The organism is Shewanella sp. KCT (assembly GCF_007636505.1).
GTDB lineage: Bacteria > Pseudomonadota > Gammaproteobacteria > Enterobacterales > Shewanellaceae > Shewanella > Shewanella halotolerans.
The window spans coordinates 156,777-172,235 of record NZ_LVDJ01000002.1 but is presented as its reverse complement, the minus strand read 5'-3'; the positions used below and the strand labels follow the sequence as shown (position 1 = coordinate 172,235).

At 55.4% G+C, this 15,459-nt stretch carries 11 protein-coding genes; 6 read left to right on the top strand and 5 right to left on the bottom strand.

Annotated features, from left to right (window positions below):
• Nucleotides 1-45: 45 nt before the first annotated feature.
• Entirely contained in the window at nucleotides 46-1,515 is a 1,470-nt protein-coding gene (locus AYI87_RS03590; protein ID WP_144199682.1) for a DEAD/DEAH box helicase, read from the bottom strand.
• A 272-nt stretch (nucleotides 1,516-1,787) separates the two neighbouring features.
• Here AYI87_RS03590 and AYI87_RS03585 point away from each other — a divergent pair, with 272 nt between their 5' ends.
• Nucleotides 1,788-2,123: a DUF3622 domain-containing protein gene (locus tag AYI87_RS03585; RefSeq protein WP_144199680.1), complete on the top strand. Its 336-nt coding sequence runs from the start codon at nucleotides 1,788-1,790 to the stop codon at nucleotides 2,121-2,123.
• Between the two features lie 80 nt (nucleotides 2,124-2,203).
• On the opposite strand, the gene nrfD is transcribed toward AYI87_RS03585, so the two are convergent.
• The 4 genes from nrfD to AYI87_RS03565 form a co-directional block, all read right to left on the bottom strand.
• Entirely contained in the window at nucleotides 2,204-3,145 is a 942-nt protein-coding gene (gene nrfD / locus AYI87_RS03580) for an NrfD/PsrC family molybdoenzyme membrane anchor subunit (protein WP_144199678.1), read from the bottom strand.
• Complete coding sequence (locus AYI87_RS03575) at nucleotides 3,142-3,714, bottom strand: 4Fe-4S dicluster domain-containing protein (protein WP_011864413.1); 573 nt, start codon at nucleotides 3,712-3,714, stop codon at nucleotides 3,142-3,144. The genes nrfD and AYI87_RS03575 overlap by 4 nt, the downstream gene beginning before the upstream one ends.
• Nucleotides 3,715-3,726: 12 nt before the next feature.
• The gene (phsA, locus tag AYI87_RS03570) at nucleotides 3,727-6,009 is read right to left on the bottom strand and encodes a thiosulfate reductase PhsA (RefSeq protein WP_144199676.1); all 2,283 of its coding nucleotides are present in this window, start codon (nucleotides 6,007-6,009) and stop codon (nucleotides 3,727-3,729) included.
• 303 nt (nucleotides 6,010-6,312) lie between these two features.
• Nucleotides 6,313-6,912: a response regulator transcription factor gene (locus AYI87_RS03565; RefSeq protein WP_144199674.1), complete on the bottom strand. Its 600-nt coding sequence runs from the start codon at nucleotides 6,910-6,912 to the stop codon at nucleotides 6,313-6,315.
• Between the two features lie 203 nt (nucleotides 6,913-7,115).
• Here AYI87_RS03565 and AYI87_RS03560 point away from each other — a divergent pair, with 203 nt between their 5' ends.
• The 5 genes from AYI87_RS03560 to cydC all read left to right on the top strand — a co-directional run bounded on the left by AYI87_RS03560 (nucleotide 7,116) and on the right by cydC (nucleotide 15,409).
• Nucleotides 7,116-9,038 (top strand): PhnD/SsuA/transferrin family substrate-binding protein, encoded by a 1,923-nt coding sequence (locus AYI87_RS03560; RefSeq protein WP_409928958.1) that lies wholly within the window; start codon nucleotides 7,116-7,118, stop codon nucleotides 9,036-9,038.
• 592 nt (nucleotides 9,039-9,630) lie between these two features.
• On the top strand, nucleotides 9,631-10,170 hold the full coding sequence (locus AYI87_RS03555; protein WP_144199670.1) for a hypothetical protein: 540 nt from the start codon (nucleotides 9,631-9,633) through the stop codon (nucleotides 10,168-10,170).
• A gap of 88 nt (nucleotides 10,171-10,258) precedes the next feature.
• Nucleotides 10,259-11,143 carry a hypothetical protein gene (locus AYI87_RS03550; RefSeq protein ID WP_144199668.1) on the top strand — a complete coding sequence of 295 codons (885 nt, stop codon included), beginning with the start codon at nucleotides 10,259-10,261 and terminating at the stop codon, nucleotides 11,141-11,143.
• A 727-nt stretch (nucleotides 11,144-11,870) separates the two neighbouring features.
• Nucleotides 11,871-13,634, top strand: a complete 1,764-nt coding sequence (gene cydD / locus AYI87_RS03545) for a heme ABC transporter permease/ATP-binding protein CydD (RefSeq protein WP_144199666.1) — start codon at nucleotides 11,871-11,873, stop codon at nucleotides 13,632-13,634.
• A complete protein-coding gene (cydC, locus tag AYI87_RS03540) occupies nucleotides 13,634-15,409 on the top strand; it encodes a heme ABC transporter ATP-binding protein/permease CydC (protein WP_144199664.1) in 1,776 nt (591 codons plus the stop codon). The genes cydD and cydC overlap by 1 nt, the downstream gene beginning before the upstream one ends.
• Nucleotides 15,410-15,459: the final 50 nt, after the last annotated feature.

Here is a 15,459-nt window from a genome sequence, read left to right as displayed (position 1 = left end):
CCGTGATAGGGGCGCAGATATTTCTGGCCCCAGATGACTCTTTAACTAGTGATTTGCAGGTGCGCTCTGGCTAGGGCGACGACGTCTGCGACGGCGAGCGGGGGCGTTACCGTCCCTGTGCTCCTGTTTGCCTTGGTTTTGCGCTTGTTGACCTTCGCTCGCAGGCTTGCTTGTACCAGTACTTGCGCCTGTTCGGCGACGGCCCTGACCCTCGTTGTTGCCCTGAGCTTGATCGCTGCGGCGAGGCTGTCCAGCCTTGTCTGAACCCTGGCCGTTGCTTGAGCGATTGCTGCTGCGTTGGCTGTTGCTTTTAGGCTTAGGATTACGCGGTCCCTTGTGTTGACCGTGGCGCTTAGGCGTCAGGTTGGTCTCGGGCAGGGTGTGGGTCGGTTCGAAGCCCTCTACTTCAGCACGCGGCAGCAGCTTGCCGATCAGGCGCTCGATATCCGCCAGCAGTTTGGCCTCTTCGTCGCTCACCAGGGAGACAGCTTTGCCATCGGCGCCGGCGCGGCCGGTACGACCGATGCGGTGCACATAGTCTTCGGGCACGTTAGGCAGGTCGAAGTTGACGACTTGAGGCAGCTGGTCGATATCCAGACCACGGGCGGCGATGTCGGTGGCCACTAGCACGCGGATGTCGCCCGACTTAAAGTTAGCCAGCGCCTTAGTGCGGGCGCCCTGGCTCTTGTTGCCGTGGATTGCCGCTGCGGTGATCCCTTTGCCGTCCAGGGTCTTGGCCAGACGATTGGCGCCATGTTTGGTACGGCTAAATACCAACACCTGCTGCCAGTTATTCTGTTTGATGAGGGCGATAAGGGCCGCCGACTTCTTACTCTTATCCACGGGGCAGATTAGCTGCTGTACCGTGTTAGCAGTGCTGTTGCGCGGCGTAACCGAGATCTCCACCGGATTGTTCACCAGCCCCTTGGCCAGGGTGCGGATCTCATCGGAGAAGGTGGCGGAAAACATCAGGTTCTGTCGCTTGGGCGGTAAGATGGCGAGGATCTTCTTGATGTCGTGAATAAAGCCCATGTCCAGCATGCGGTCGGCCTCATCCAGCACCAGTGTCTCCAGCTGAGAGAAGCTCACGGCATCTTGCTGATAGAGATCCAACAGACGCCCCGGTGTGGCCACCAGGATATCGACGCCGCGCTTAAGTTGACTGATCTGTGGGCTGATGCCGACACCGCCGAACACCACTGCGCTGCGAAGCGGCAGATGTTGACCATAGGTGGTGACGCTTTCTGCTATCTGGGCCGCCAGTTCGCGGGTTGGCGTCAAGACCAGGGCGCGCACCTGTTTGCTGCGGGCGCGAGGACCTCCACTGAGTAGTTCCAGTAGCGGCAGGGTAAAGCCGGCTGTCTTGCCCGTCCCTGTCTGCGCCGCCGCCATCACATCTTTACCCGACAATACTGCTGGGATAGCCTGGGCCTGGATGGGCGAGGGGGTTTGATAACCTTTGTCGGCTACAGCTTTGAGTATGGGGGCGGATAACCCCAGGGAGGTAAAACTCATAGATGGATCTCTTGGGCGACGGGGCCGGATAATTGGAAGCCAGCGTGCTGGCGGGCGTGCAGCTTACATTAAGCGATAGCAAAGTGCTATCGAATTCGCCAGTTTTGCCTGGTTGAAGGGAGCAACTTTTTCGTATTTTGTGCGCGCTAATGATTGAGTTTTATCCAGAGGAGACTACAATAGCCGCCTTTCTGACGACAGTGGTATATTAGACCGCTGTTTCCCTCAATGAGCGCCACGTTTGCACTCGAAGATCGAATTAGGAAATTAACATGACACAACAAAAGAAATACGGTCTTCGCGTGAGCGAAGCCGAAGGTAGCTGGACAGCCGAAGTCACCCGTCGCATGACGGCGCGCAAGACAGTAGTGACTAAGGCGCAAACTGGCTTTGCCAGCGAAGCCGAGGCCACCGCTTGGGGCGAAGAGACCCTCAAGGGCATAGTCGATAACCTGATGCTGCGTAACGAGCGTCGTGCCAAGCAGCGTGTCGAGCGTAACGAAGCCGCTGCCGCCAAAGAAGCCGCCGCCGAGAAATGGCGCGCCGAGCGTGACGCCGCTGGCGACAGCGATCTGGATGACGACTTCTTCGATGAAGACGACGAGTAACGGGACGAAGACGAGTCGTCGCCAGGTAAGATAAAAAAAGCCCAGCAGATGCTGGGCTTTTTGCGTTTGTGGAGATGAGATTAACTGATATAGCTTTGACCTGCGTAGATCACGAAGTGTCTCAGGGCCAGCACGCCGGTGAGGCTGCAGCAGGCCACGGCTATCATCACGCCCTTGCTGTGACGTGTCTGCGACGGCATCAACATGGTGAGCAGTGGGATGGCAAAGCCGATACCGACCACGCCGACCCAGAACACGCTGGCCCAGACACCTGTGGTGAGTGACGCCAGCGCCGCCGCAGCTGCTCCACCCTTGAAGTAGAGGGCGCAGAACAGCATGAAGAGGAACATGATCTCGCTCAGCATCACGGGCAGTTCCAGGCCATGTATCTTGCTCAGGTTGGCATCATGGCTGTGGGTGTTAAACATCAGTAGCGCGCCGATAGCGTTAGCCGCCGCGCCGGCTGACAGGCCAGACACCAGGAAGAGCGCCGGTAGCACTGCCGTGTTCAGCAGTGGGTAGGCGTTCATCGCCGAGATGAGGAAGCCGGTATAGGCGCCCACACCTATGGCCAGCACAAACAGCACCACTTCTATCGCCTTGCGCATCGGCATTAGTGCTTCTGCCACAGGCACCAGGAAGCCCAATTTCCACTTGGCCAGCTCATCCCTTAGCACGATCAGCGAATAGGCTATGCCGATTGGTGAGTAGAGCAGCAGTGCCAGCACACCGATAGACATGACAGAGCTGAAGTTGTAGTTGACCAAAATCAGCCAGAACTCAAACGGCTTGGTCAAGTCAAACACCAGACAGGCCAGGCCCAAGCTGATGGCCAGCGGACTGATGATGGCTGCGGCCTTGAGGATCGCGCTCTCCATCGCCTTTTCTTTGCTGTACCAGCGCAGGCCGATACCGATCAGGATGGAGCCCGCCGAGAGGCCCGCCATAAACAGGTAGACTGCGATAACCCAGTTCCAGGTGACTGGATCATATTGCGCCATATCGCCCCAGGTATTGTTCATGACTGTATCCCCCCACGTTTCGTTGGAATGCGATAGACCCTAGGCTTGGTCCCCAGATGGGTCTTCTCCTGATAGGTCGCTTTGGTGTTGATGAGTTTGGCTACCTCGCTGCTCGGGTCGTTGGCGTCGCCAAAGGTCAGTGCATCTGTGGGACACACGGTGACACAGGCGGGCAGTTCGCCGCGGGCCAGGCGGGTGTCCTTACAGAAGTTACACTTGTCGGCCGCCTTGGTTTCAGGGTTGATGAAACGCACCTTGTAGGGGCAGGCCGCCACACAGTACATACAGCCGACGCACTTATCTTCCTTGATGGAGACCAGGCCATCGTCGCCCACATAGGCCGCACCAGTCGGGCAGACGGTGACACAGGGGGCGTTCTCACACTGCTGGCAGGAGACGCGGTTATATTTAAAGTGCAGGTGCGGCGCATCGCCGAAGGGGCCTTCTACGCGTACTTGCAAGCGGGTGACTCCCTCGGGGACGCCGTTTTCGCTGCGACAGGCGACGCTGCAGGCCTGACAGCCGATGCAGCGATTCTCGTCGTGCACCATTACATATCTTTTACTCATACTGGACTCCTATTAGATCTTGGCTAGCGTGATGCCAGTAGTGTGGATATTCATGCCGCACACGGCCGCGGTTTTGTTGGGTAGCAGGTTGCCGCAGTGAACCCCCTTGCCGGTCGCCCTAGCGAGCTCTTTGTTTTTAGAGCCAAAGCCCATGTAGGCGAACACGGTATCCTGACGAATACCCGGCGTGACCAGGGCCGTACCCTCTTCGCTGCCGACGCTGCTGGTGAGGCGGATTCGATCGCCGCTGGAAATGCCTAAGCGTCCTGCTGTGATTGGGTGGATCCACACGCCGTTGTCAGACATCAGGTTGGCCAGCATCGGCACGTTGTGGGTGGCACCATTGGTGTGCACCGCCACCTTGCCCTGGATGAAATAGAGCTCGTTGTCCTGTTTGAGTTTGACCTCGCGGTACTTGATCACCCCGCGTCCGGCGGCCATCTTCTCGACCTTGTCTGAGCTGAGTTCAATCTTGCCGCTCGGGGTCTTGAAGCTCATGGCGCTGGCATAGGTGCCGTCATCATCTGTAGGCTTGGCATTGGGGTATTGTTTGACGAATGCCGCCACCATAGACGGTTCGCGCAGCATCAGCGGTTTGCCGTAGCTGACATAACCCTTCTGCTTGATCTCGTTGAAGCGGGCCATGTCGCGGTCCACCTGCAGCAGTTGCAGGCTCTCCATGTTCTCCCAAGGGAAGTATTGCCCCAGGCCCATCTCGTGGCCCAGCTCCTTGAAGATCTGCCAGCTTGGCTTAGTGTCGCCTATGGTCTCGACCACACGTTGGCGCACATAGTAGGCCGGGCTCTTGCCCGACTTGTCGGCGATCTCTTCATCCCGCTCCAGATAGGTGGACTCGGGGAGAATGATGTCGGCATAGGCGGCGGTTTCGCTGATGTAGACGTCGCAGCTGACCACAAACTCCAGTTTCTTCAGGGTCTCGATCACCAGGGCCCTGTCTGTCATGGTCTGCATAGGGTTGGTGCGGCTCATCACCCAGGCCCTGAGCTGATAGGGCTGGGCTTTGAGGGTGGCGTCCAGAATGGTCTGATAGATACCGCCCGATGACCACATCATGGCGTACTGCTCATCCACTTGGTCGATACGCTTGGCCGCAGGCTTAGGCATGCCCTCGACGCCTGGCTTACCCAGGCCGGGTGCGACCTTGTCGCCAGCAAACTTGTTATAGGTCTTGGCCTTCTTGCCTAGGTAGAGGCCGCCCTTACGCTCAATGTTGCCGATCAACACGTTGGCGGCAAATAGGGCGCGGCGCATCTCGAACTCTTCTGGGGTGAAGGTGGCGCGGTGACCGAAGTCCACCACGGCGTGAGGCGCCTTGGCGGCAAATTCGTGGGCGATGCGGCGAATATCTTTGGCGGGTACGTCGCTTATCCCTTCGGCCCACTCAGGGGTATAGGCTTTGACCTCCTTGGCGAAGGCATCGAAGCCTTCCACGTGGCGCTCGATGAAGGCCTGGTCGTAGAGGTTGTCGTAGATCAGCACATGACACAGGGCCAGGGCGACGGTGACATCTGTACCCGGACGTATGGCAAACCATTCGTCGGCCTTGTCGGCCACAATTGAGAAGCGCGGCTCGAACACCACCAACTTGGCCCCCTTGCTCATCTGCGCCTTCATCAGGCCGCGGGTTTCGGACATGTTGATCCCTTCATAGAGATTGTGGCCGAAGTTGATGATGTACTTGGAGTTGCTTAGGTCGCGCTTCACCTTAGTGCCAAACATTGCCTTGGCGGCGATCACATAGCCACCGGGGCAGGTGGAGGCGTGGGTGAAGGTGTTGGGCGAGCCGAAGGCCTTGCCCAGGTGGAACAGGTGTCCCGACAATGAGCCGGACTTGGAGGAGAAGGCAACGGCCTCTGGGCCATGTTGCTGCTTGATGTCGTTAAGCTTGTGGGCGATCGTCTTGTAGGCCTCTTGCCAGCTGATCTCTTCCCACTTGCCTTCGCCGCGCTCGCCCACCCGGCGTAGCGGTTTCACGATACGCTGTGGATCGTACAGCAGGCTGTGACCGGCGCCGCCACGGGCGCACACCTTGCCGCCGAAGGATTTTGCGGCGCTGTTGCCCTGGATAAACACATTCTTGCCATCGACGACCCGCGCCGAGATGGGGCAACGCGTCGAACACATTTCACAGATGCTGGCGACTTCCTTGCCCATACCCTGTAGGGGTTTCTGTTCCAGCGCTGCCAGCGAACCGGGTAATAATGTTGCCAGCGCACAGCTTGCTCCCCCTGCACCGGCACCCTTAATAAACGTTCGTCTATCAAGCTCTATCATGGTTTCCTCCTTCATCTGCCTGGGCAGATGAAATCACACACTGTTATTGGTTTTTGTTCCCTCCCGCAGGAGGTCTGAGTCCATTGTTATCCCGTACAAAATTAAGGGGTATTGTGGTAAACCACATAGGCGGGGGGCGCGTGATCTGGCGCAGCGATTTTTAGCCAGAATGTGAAAAAAGTGTGACCTTTATTCACACAGGACTTTGTGAATCGAGCGTAATAAGAAAGGCTTACGACTGGGGCTAAGGGCTGGGGCTAAGGAAACAAGGGGAATAGAAAACTCGGACGCTACTTATGCGTCTCAGATCTGACTGTACTTGGCTAATTCGGCCAGGTTGTGCACCTTGAGCTTTTTCATCACGTTGGATCTGTGTACCTCTATGGTGCGCAGGGACAAGAACAGCGCCTCGGAGAGCTGCTTGTTGGTCTTGCCCTGGATAAGCAACTCAAGCACCTGATGCTCGCGATCGCTCAGGGTGGCCAGGTTGTGGCTCAGCTGCAGCGCCTCGAAGGCCTTCTGGCTGTGGAGCATGCTCTTGTCGATGGCGGCCGCCAGGGCCTGACCCGATACCGGCTTCTGAAAGAAGTCGCAGGCACCCTGACGAAAGGCATTGACCGCCATGGGCAGGTCGCCATGGCCGGTGAGGAAGATGATCCCAAGGGGGCTTTGTTTCGCTAGAAGCTCTTGCTGCAGTGCCTGACCACTGATGGCCGGCATACGGCTATCGAGTATGACGCAGCCCGGCTGGCTCAGATCTACCTCTTCCAGGAAGTGCAGGCCAGAGACGAAGGTGGTCATCTCATAGCCGAACTGGCGCAGCATGAAGCTGAGGGAGTCGAGGACGGCTTCGTCATCGTCCACCAGATAGAGGGGCATAGGTTGCGGCGTGGCTTGCGGCATAGCTTTAGTGGGTCGTTGGCCTTGGGTTGCATCTAGCCTAGCGCCTCTATTTGAGGCTGGCAAAAGGGGCATTTGGGCCTTTGAGACAGATCACTAAATGATAATTTTCTGATGGAGACACAAGGGGATGTTTGCACCGCCTCACATCAAATAGCTCCTTTCTTGCCTAGAGTAGTAGGCTTAACTCAGTGATCGGGCGAGCGATGAAAGGGCGATTGGGATTTGCACTCATAAGGTGTTGGAAGGGGAGCTTAGGGCGGCTCAAGGGCGCGCTGATCTGCTTCTTATTGCCTTTCTGTCTGCTTCAAGTCGGCAATGTCTTGGCTAGTGAGAGCGCCAATGAGATAGGCGATGCGATAGTCGATGCCTCGGTTAGCGACAAGGTGAACCTCGTGCATCTCAGGGTCGGGGTGCTGGCCAATCACGGGGTGCAGAAGGGAATAGAGCGCTGGCAGCCCATGATGGACTACCTGTCGCAGGAGGTGCCTGGCACCCATTTTGAGGTGGTGCCGGTGGATTTCGATGAGATGAGCCGCCAGCTGCTGGAACACGAGCTGCAGTTTATCGTCACCAACCCGGGGCAATACTTTAATCTCAGCAGCAACTTCCCCCTCTCCTGGCTGGCGACCATGAAGAGCCATATGCATGGCGGCGCCACCTTTGCCATCGGCTCCACCATCATAGTGCGCGCCGATAGTGAGATCTACACCCTCAAGGATCTCGAAGGCAAACATCTGGTGGCCAGCGATCCCCAGGCCTTGGGGGGCTATCAGGCCGCCATCGGCCTGCTGCATAAGATGGGTTACAACCCGGAGAACTACTTCGGCTCGCTGCGCTTCCTGGGCTTTCCCCTGGAGCCCATCGTCTATCAGGTGCGTGACGGCACGGTCGATGCGGCCATCACCCCCTTCTGCACCCTGGAGGAGATGATTCAGGACGGCCTGGTGAAGAAGGAGGATTTCAGGGTGATCCACCCCACCATGCCGGCGGGCTACGAGTGTCTGGTGAGTACTCAGCTCTATCCCAATTGGTCCTTTGCCGCCGCCGATACCGTGCCGCCGGCCATCACCCAGAAGATCACCCAGGCCCTCTATGCTCTGGGGCCAGATCATCCCGCCGCCATTCAGGCCAAGACCCTGGGCTGGACGGCGCCCATCAGTCAGCTCAAGGTGATCAAGTTGTTTAAGGAGCTGCAGCTCAAGGCGCCACCGCCGCCACTGCACTACACGGTGTTGAAGTGGATGGAGAAGAACAAGGAGTGGGGCCTGGCGTTGTTGTTGCTGTTTCTGGTGTCCACCGTCTATCACCTCTGGCTTGAGTATAAGTTCAGGCAGAAGAGCGACTTTCTGATCGACACCGAGCGTCAGCTCAAGGATAAGGCGCTACAGGTGGAGCGGATGAAGAGTGCGGCTATTCTCGGCGAGATAGGCTCGGGCCTGGCCCATGAGCTGAATCAGCCCATCGCCGCCATCACCCAGTATAGCGAGGGGGGCATGATGCAGCTCAACAGCCGCGGCGATGCCGACTCAGATCTGTATGAGCTGCTGGCCAAGATCAATGCCCAGTCTGCTCGGGCTGGCGCCGTGGTGCACCGCATTCGCGGCCTGCTCAAGCGGCGTAAATCCCAGTATGAAGCCCTGTCTCTGGATGAAGTGATCACCAACACACTGGCGCTGTTTCGCCGCGAGTTTCAACAGCAGGGGATAGTGCTCACCCAGGAGGTGCGCGGTGAACCCTACAGCCTGTTTGGCGACGCAGTCGGCCTGAGTCAGGTGCTGGTGAATCTGATTAAGAATAGTCTGGATGCGATGGCCGAGATGAAACCCGACAGGGAGAAGCGACTGCTACTGACCCTTGAATATGGCGCCCAGCAGGCGACCCTCAAGCTGGTGGACAATGGCCCCGGCCTCAAGGGCAAGGCGCAGGATCTCATGGCCTCCTTCTACTCCACCAAAGATGACGGCCTGGGCCTCGGCCTCGCCATCTGCTGCGACGTGATACGCCAGCACAAGGGGCAGTTCACCATAGATAACTGCGCCGATCACGCTGATCTTCCCTGGCGGGAGGGGTGCGTGGTGAGTTTGAGTTTGCCAAGAAACTCGGGGGCTTGTGAGAGGGGAAGTTAGCCGGTTTGGGCTAATCGGCAAATTAGCCTTATTGCTGGCTGCATCGGGATTTAGCTACTTTGTTGTAGCGTTAACCTAAGCTGTTACCTAACGCCTGCCCGGCGGGGGAATGTGCAAGCACTCTTTTGGCACGCTGTGAATATATCCCTATACGCTTCACGGCGGCGTCCATGCCGCCGAGAGCCAAAAGCGTGCTTACACCCGTATCTAAACGTCTCTTCGATTTGGCAGTATTTGGCGCGAGTAGCGTTTGGTGGCAGGTTTGTTTGTTGAGTGAGTTTAAAGGTCGATCCTTCATGGAAACTTATTGCCTGCCGCAGGCTTTATGTGCAGATACGCCTGTGAGACGCCGCAAGTACGTTCCCTGTAGGCTCTGCCGTGACATCCCTGTCACGGAAGCTCACCGGCGTATCTACACTGGGTATCTAACGTCTCTTCGATTTGACTTTACCTGTTGGTCTTGAAATGAAAGTTGGTCATTGCTATAAGTTTCAGCTGGTTACAAAAGCATGCCGCAATGTATATTCGGTGGTGAATCATATAGGTGCATTATCGCTAATAGGCGTTAGCTTTCTTTCGAGTATGGAGAACGATGGTAGGATACAGATGGACATGTCAGGCCTGTGAGGCAGGCAATGAGCCAAACTTGGATAAGTGTGAATTTTGCGGCTGTCCTGCAAATGCAGGGAGTGAAGACATTGAAAAACACACAAGTCCTGACGGCTTTAAGAAAAGGAAAGCAAAAGAGCAATACTCGAATTCATTGTTTATTTACTTTTTTATCCCTTTTTTTGCCGCTATCCATGCTGTAAATGGAAGGTATGAAACCTTACTTCTTCTTTTGGGTATAACGGTAGCTTTTAGTTATAAAAACATTAAGTTACTTACTCATATCTGGAATGATGATTGGGCTAGAACTAGTCTAATCACGATATCGAGTTTATTCTTGGCATCCATACTGATTAGGATCTTTCTCATTCCAGATAATAGTGATTTAGTGTGGTGGTCGGCCTTGTTTCATTTTCTATTGACACCGCTTTCATTTTATTACTTTTTTAACAGCCACAATGGTAAAAGAGTTTTTAGTGAGTACTACTCGAAAGCTAACAAGGTTGTAAACGCGGACAAATAACAGTTGGCTTTGTTCGTACCTCACAAAATTTTAGCCAACTATTATTAGCCGGTTACAAAGGCGTTATGTGTTATCAAGGAGTTAGGCTATGCCTCAAAATGGATTAATATATAGAATTCTTATTGCTTCACCAGCAGATTGCGTTAAAGAGCGATCATCAATTCCAGATATTATTTACTCTTGGAATGCATCTCACTCTTTTCATACTGGTATTATTTTAGAGCCAGTCATGTGGGAAAGTCATGTGGTACCTGAAATGGGTGCAAGGCCTCAAGAAATAATTAACAATCAAATTGTAGACTCTTGTGATTTCTTGATTGGAGCATTTTGGACTCGTATGGGCACTGCAACAGGAGGCCATGTTTCTGGAACAGCAGAAGAAATAGATAGATTAAGAAAACAGGGAAAGAAAACTCTTCTGTATTTCTCGTCAGCTCCTGTTATGCCTGATAGTGTAGATCTTGAACAATATAAAGCCCTTAGTGACTATAAGAAAAGTGTAAGAAATGAGGGAATCACTTTCGATTACTCTTCAATTAGTGATTTTAGAGAAATGCTACAAAAGCATTTATCCACACTTATGGCTGGAATATCAAAAGACACAAAAGCTGAAACAGCACCTGAGGAATATGAGAAAAGCGATGTAGACATGTTTAAGTCTCAATTTGAATCCTTTCTCCGTAAACTGCAAGCTGAATGGGCTGCTGAAAGAGATAGCGAGCCTTACGGTATTGATGATGCAAAATATATTTTAGAAAATGCTGTCGGAAACCTATTAGATTATCAATCACAAATAGTATCAGATCCTGAAAACCAGTTAATTCCAATCTTTCAAAATGCCACAAAATCAATGAAAGCACTCCTGCGTCACAGAGTTTACATGGATGGTGGTAAATCTTTTAAAGAGTTTTGGAAAAAAGGTGATGAAGCTATAGCTTATTTAAACAAGTTGCCAGAAACATTGTCGCAGTAAAGAACACATAACAAACCATTATAGTAACGGGACTGCTAACAGCTTGCTCGGTTCCGCTTCGCTACACATTTTAGCAAGCTATTACGATCCCCCGAATGGGGCGTTACTGATTAAATACTCTAACGCGTTTCTGTCCAAAAATGTTTTAGAGCTAGGCTGCCCAGTAACGCTAAATCGAAGAGACGATAGATACTGGTGTAAACACGTTTTTGGCCTTCGAAATCAGGGATGATTTCGTAGAGCCCACACGGACGTGCTTGCGGCGTGCCAAAAACGTGTTTGCACATAAGCCTGCGGCAGGCAATTAACAGTTATGATGGTACGCTTTCAGTCTTCCTTTTTAATTCAAATTCAGGTCAAAGCTATACCTTTAGCAGAAACCTATAAAACCAAATCAAAGAAACCCCGCCGGGCAGGCGTTAGGCTGCCATGAAGGTGCGACCTTCAAAGAGGTCTACAAGTACCAAAGTTCTTTGCCGTTAAATTTACACATATTATTGGGTTACTCGAAATGGGTCGATAATCCTCACATAGGAAAGGCAACATCTCCATGAACCCCACCCCAAAATCAAAACTCGATAAAAACTGAGTTCCCAGTTTTTTTGATCTAGCTCAATTTTTGTGAGCCTACTAACAATTCCCCATCCGCTGGTTTATTCCTGTGCGCGAGCCTGCGATACTCTTGCCATCGAACTTAGTGTCCCTGCCTGATAACGCGCGGAGCTCAATGGATAAGACCCTCGAAAAAGTCCTCGGCCGCTGGCTTAAGCAGCAAAAATCGGCCTGTGGCGCCTACCTCAATCTGACCGTGTTGTTTGGTGTGCTTACCGGCTTCGCCCTTGTGGCCCAGGCCTACCTGCTGGCGACCATGCTCCACGGTTTGATCATCGAAAACTTGCCTCGTGATGCCTTTACCAACGAGTTTATCGCCCTGATAGCCGTGATAGTGCTGCGCGCCGCGCTAGCCTATGGCCGCGAGCGCATCAGCTTCAAGGCGGGCATGTTGCTGCGAAGTCAAATTCGTCAGAGTGTGCTGGATAAGCTGGTGGAGCTGGGGCCTGTGTTTATCAAGGGGCGTCCGGCGGGCAGCTGGGCCAGCATAGTGCTGGAGCAGGTGGAAGACCTTCACGATTTCTATGCTAAATACCTGCCGCAGATGATGCTGGCGGGCTTTATTCCACTGACCATATTGGCTGTGGTGTTTCCCATCAACTGGGCGGCGGGGATTATTCTGCTGGGCACCGCGCCGTTGATCCCCCTGTTTATGATCTTGGTGGGCATGGGCGCCGCCGATGCTAACCGCAAAAACTTCGGCGCCCTGTCGCGCCTCAGCGGTCACTTCATGGATAGGCTGAGGGGACTTGGCACCCTGCGTCTGTTCCACGCAGGTGAGCGAGAGCAGCAGGCGATCGAGAATGCCTCTGAGGAGTTTCGCAGCCGCACCATGGCGGTGCTGCGCATGGCGTTTCTTAGCTCGGCGGTGCTGGAGTTTTTCGCCGCCGTCTCTATCGCCGTGCTGGCCGTCTATTTCGGTTTTAGTTTTTTAGATCATCTCGACTTTGGCCACTACGGCGCAGGCCTGACCCTGTTTATTGGCCTGTTTGTGTTGATTCTGGCACCTGAGTTTTATCAGCCCCTGCGGGATATGGGCACTCACTATCATGCCAAGGCCCAGGCCATTGGCGCCGCCGAGGCGCTGATGGAGCTGCTGAATCATAGAGTGGCTGAGGCTGATGATGCGCCGCGCGTGCCTTTTACAAGCGAGATACCGCTGAGCATTCAGCTGCAAGGGGTAGAGGTATTAAGCCCAGACGGCCAGGTGCTGCTGGGGCCGATAACGGCCGAGATCACCGGCGGCGAGCAGCTTGCCATCGTCGGGCCCAGCGGGGCGGGCAAGACGAGCCTGCTCAACATGCTATTGGGCTTCTTATCCTATCGCGGCAGTGTGCTAATAAATGGTATGGAGCTTCGTAGCTTAGACAGGGAGAGCTACCGACATCACCTCGCTTGGCTGGGGCAGGAGCCGCAGCTGTTTCACGGCACTATTGGCGACAACGTCACCATGGGCAAGGAGATGTCGGATGAAGCTATCTATAGATTGCTGGACAGCGCCCGTATCGGCGATTTTGTGCGGGCACAGCCTCTTGGACTCGATCATCCCATAGGGGAGCAGAGCGCCGGAGTTTCAGTGGGGCAGGCGCAGCGCCTGTGTCTGGCGAGGGCGCTTGGACAGTCGGCCAAGCTGTTTGTGCTCGATGAGCCGACCGCTAGCTTAGATAGCCACAGCGAGGCGGCGGTGATGCAGGCGCTTATTGATGCGCGCCAGGGCGCTACTAGTCTGCTGGTTACCCATCGCCTGGATGCCCTCATCGATATGGATAGGATCTGGGTGCTGGATAGCGGCAAGCTGGTGCAGCAGGGGGATTATCACACCCTAATGGCCGAGCCTGGGCTGTTTCGTGACCTGTGCCATCGACAGGAGGAGGCGTAATGAAACACCTGCTGCCTTTTATCAAGCTATTTAAGCGCCAGTGGCTGATGATGCTGGTGGGACTGCTGCTGAGCCTGACTACACTGATGGCGGGGATCGGCCTGCTGTCGCTGTCGGGCTGGTTCCTGTCGGCTACCGCTGTGGCGGGGCTGAGTGTAGTGACCGCCCAAGCCTTTAACTATTTCACCCCGGCCGGTGGGGTGCGTTTCCTCTCCATTGCCCGTACCGCCAGTCGCTATGGCGAGCGTCTGGCGACCCACGAGGCCACCTTCCGCCTGCTGACCGAGCTGCGCACCTGGGCCTGGGGCAAGCTGATGCCATTGAGCGCTAAGGATCTGAGCCATCTGCGCGGCGGCGATCTGCTCAACCGCCTGGTGGCCGATATCGACACACTGGATCATCTCTATCTGCGGTTAATAACACCGCTGCTGGCCTCGCTCTTGATGATCGCCGCCCTGTATGGCTTTCTTTCCTGGTTTGACAGTGAGCTGGCGCTGACCCTGTGCGGCGTGCTGCTGAGCCTATGGTTCCTGCTGCCTCTGGTTTTCTATCGTTTGGGCCACAGGCCGGGCATCGCCCAGCTGGAGAGCCGGCGTCAGTATCGGGTGCTGTTGCTGGAATACTTGCAAGGTCAGGCGGAGCTGACCCTGTTTGGCGCCGAGAAGCGCTTCAGGGCCGAGCTGGACGACGCCCAGGCGAAATTGTTTACCAGCCAGTCCACCATGACGGCAGTGACCGCCCTGAGTCAGGCGCTGCTGATTCTAAGCCATGGCCTGGCGCTGGTGCTGCTCTGTTATCTCGCCGCCGATGGAGTGGGTGATAAGGTGCCGCCAGGGCCACTGCTGGCACTGGTGGTGTTTATGACCCTGGCCTGTATCGAGATGTTGATGCCGCTGGCTGGTGCCTTTCAGCATCTGTCGGCCTGCGTGCAGGCGGCCGAGCGGGTGAGTGAGATCACCGAGCGTCGCCCCAGCATTGGCTATGGGGAAGAGGTTAGCCTGGCGGCGAGTCGCGGCGCACTGTCTATCGCGGGTGTCAGCTTCGGCTATCAGCCGGGCCAGCAGGTATTGGACGATTTGAGCCTGGAGGTGAAACCGGGCGAGAAGCTAACCCTGCTGGGCCAGACCGGCTGCGGCAAGTCGAGCCTGTTGTCGCTCATCACCCGGGAGTGGACGCCCGATGCGGGCACTATCTTGCTCGATGGCCGGCCGATCGAGGCCTATAGCGAGCAGGCGCTGCGCCGCGCCATGACGGTGGTGAGTCAGCGTATCTATCTGTTTGCCGGCACCTTGCGCGATAACCTGACTCTGGCGCAATTTGAGCAGGCGCCCGAGGGCAGCCGCGCCGAGCGCAAGGCCTGGCGTGAGGCTAACGATGCCAAGTTGATTGATGTGCTCCAGCGTGTCGGTCTGGGAACATTAACCCAAGGCGACAAGCCGCTGGATAACTGGATAGGCGAGGGCGGCAGACAGCTCTCAGGCGGCGAACGTCGCCGTATTGGCGTGGCCAGGGCGCTGCTGCGCGATGCGCCGTTGCTGCTGCTGGACGAGCCAACCGAGGGGCTGGATCAACGCACAGAGCGGGAGATCATGGCGCTGTTGCTGGAGTTTGCCAAGGGTAAGACCATGGTGATGATAAGCCACAGACTGACGGCCATGGATAAGATGGATAGCATCCATCTGATGGAGGCGGGCAAGATCCGCATCAGCGGCACTCACCAAAGCCTGCTGGCTCAGGATGCCCACTATGCCAGCCTGAATCGGGTATTGAGTTAGGCGTCTACTTAGTATTGAGCCCTTGTGACGGATAATAAAAAAGCCAGTGG

What these genes read in the sequence shown, in the direction of transcription:
- AYI87_RS03590 (WP_144199682.1), bottom strand. Translation starts at nt 1,515, where the DNA reads ATGAGTTTTACCTCCCTGGGGTTATCCGCCCCCATACTCAAAGCTGTA.
- AYI87_RS03585 (WP_144199680.1), top strand. Translation starts at nt 1,788, where the DNA reads ATGACACAACAAAAGAAATACGGTCTTCGCGTGAGCGAAGCCGAAGGT.
- nrfD (WP_144199678.1), bottom strand. Translation starts at nt 3,145, where the DNA reads ATGAACAATACCTGGGGCGATATGGCGCAATATGATCCAGTCACCTGG.
- AYI87_RS03575 (WP_011864413.1), bottom strand. Translation starts at nt 3,714, where the DNA reads ATGAGTAAAAGATATGTAATGGTGCACGACGAGAATCGCTGCATCGGC.
- phsA (WP_144199676.1), bottom strand. Translation starts at nt 6,009, where the DNA reads ATGATAGAGCTTGATAGACGAACGTTTATTAAGGGTGCCGGTGCAGGG.
- AYI87_RS03565 (WP_144199674.1), bottom strand. Translation starts at nt 6,912, where the DNA reads ATGCCGCAAGCCACGCCGCAACCTATGCCCCTCTATCTGGTGGACGAT.
- AYI87_RS03560 (WP_409928958.1), top strand. Translation starts at nt 7,116, where the DNA reads ATGAAAGGGCGATTGGGATTTGCACTCATAAGGTGTTGGAAGGGGAGC.
- AYI87_RS03555 (WP_144199670.1), top strand. Translation starts at nt 9,631, where the DNA reads ATGGTAGGATACAGATGGACATGTCAGGCCTGTGAGGCAGGCAATGAG.
- AYI87_RS03550 (WP_144199668.1), top strand. Translation starts at nt 10,259, where the DNA reads ATGCCTCAAAATGGATTAATATATAGAATTCTTATTGCTTCACCAGCA.
- cydD (WP_144199666.1), top strand. Translation starts at nt 11,871, where the DNA reads ATGGATAAGACCCTCGAAAAAGTCCTCGGCCGCTGGCTTAAGCAGCAA.
- cydC (WP_144199664.1), top strand. Translation starts at nt 13,634, where the DNA reads ATGAAACACCTGCTGCCTTTTATCAAGCTATTTAAGCGCCAGTGGCTG.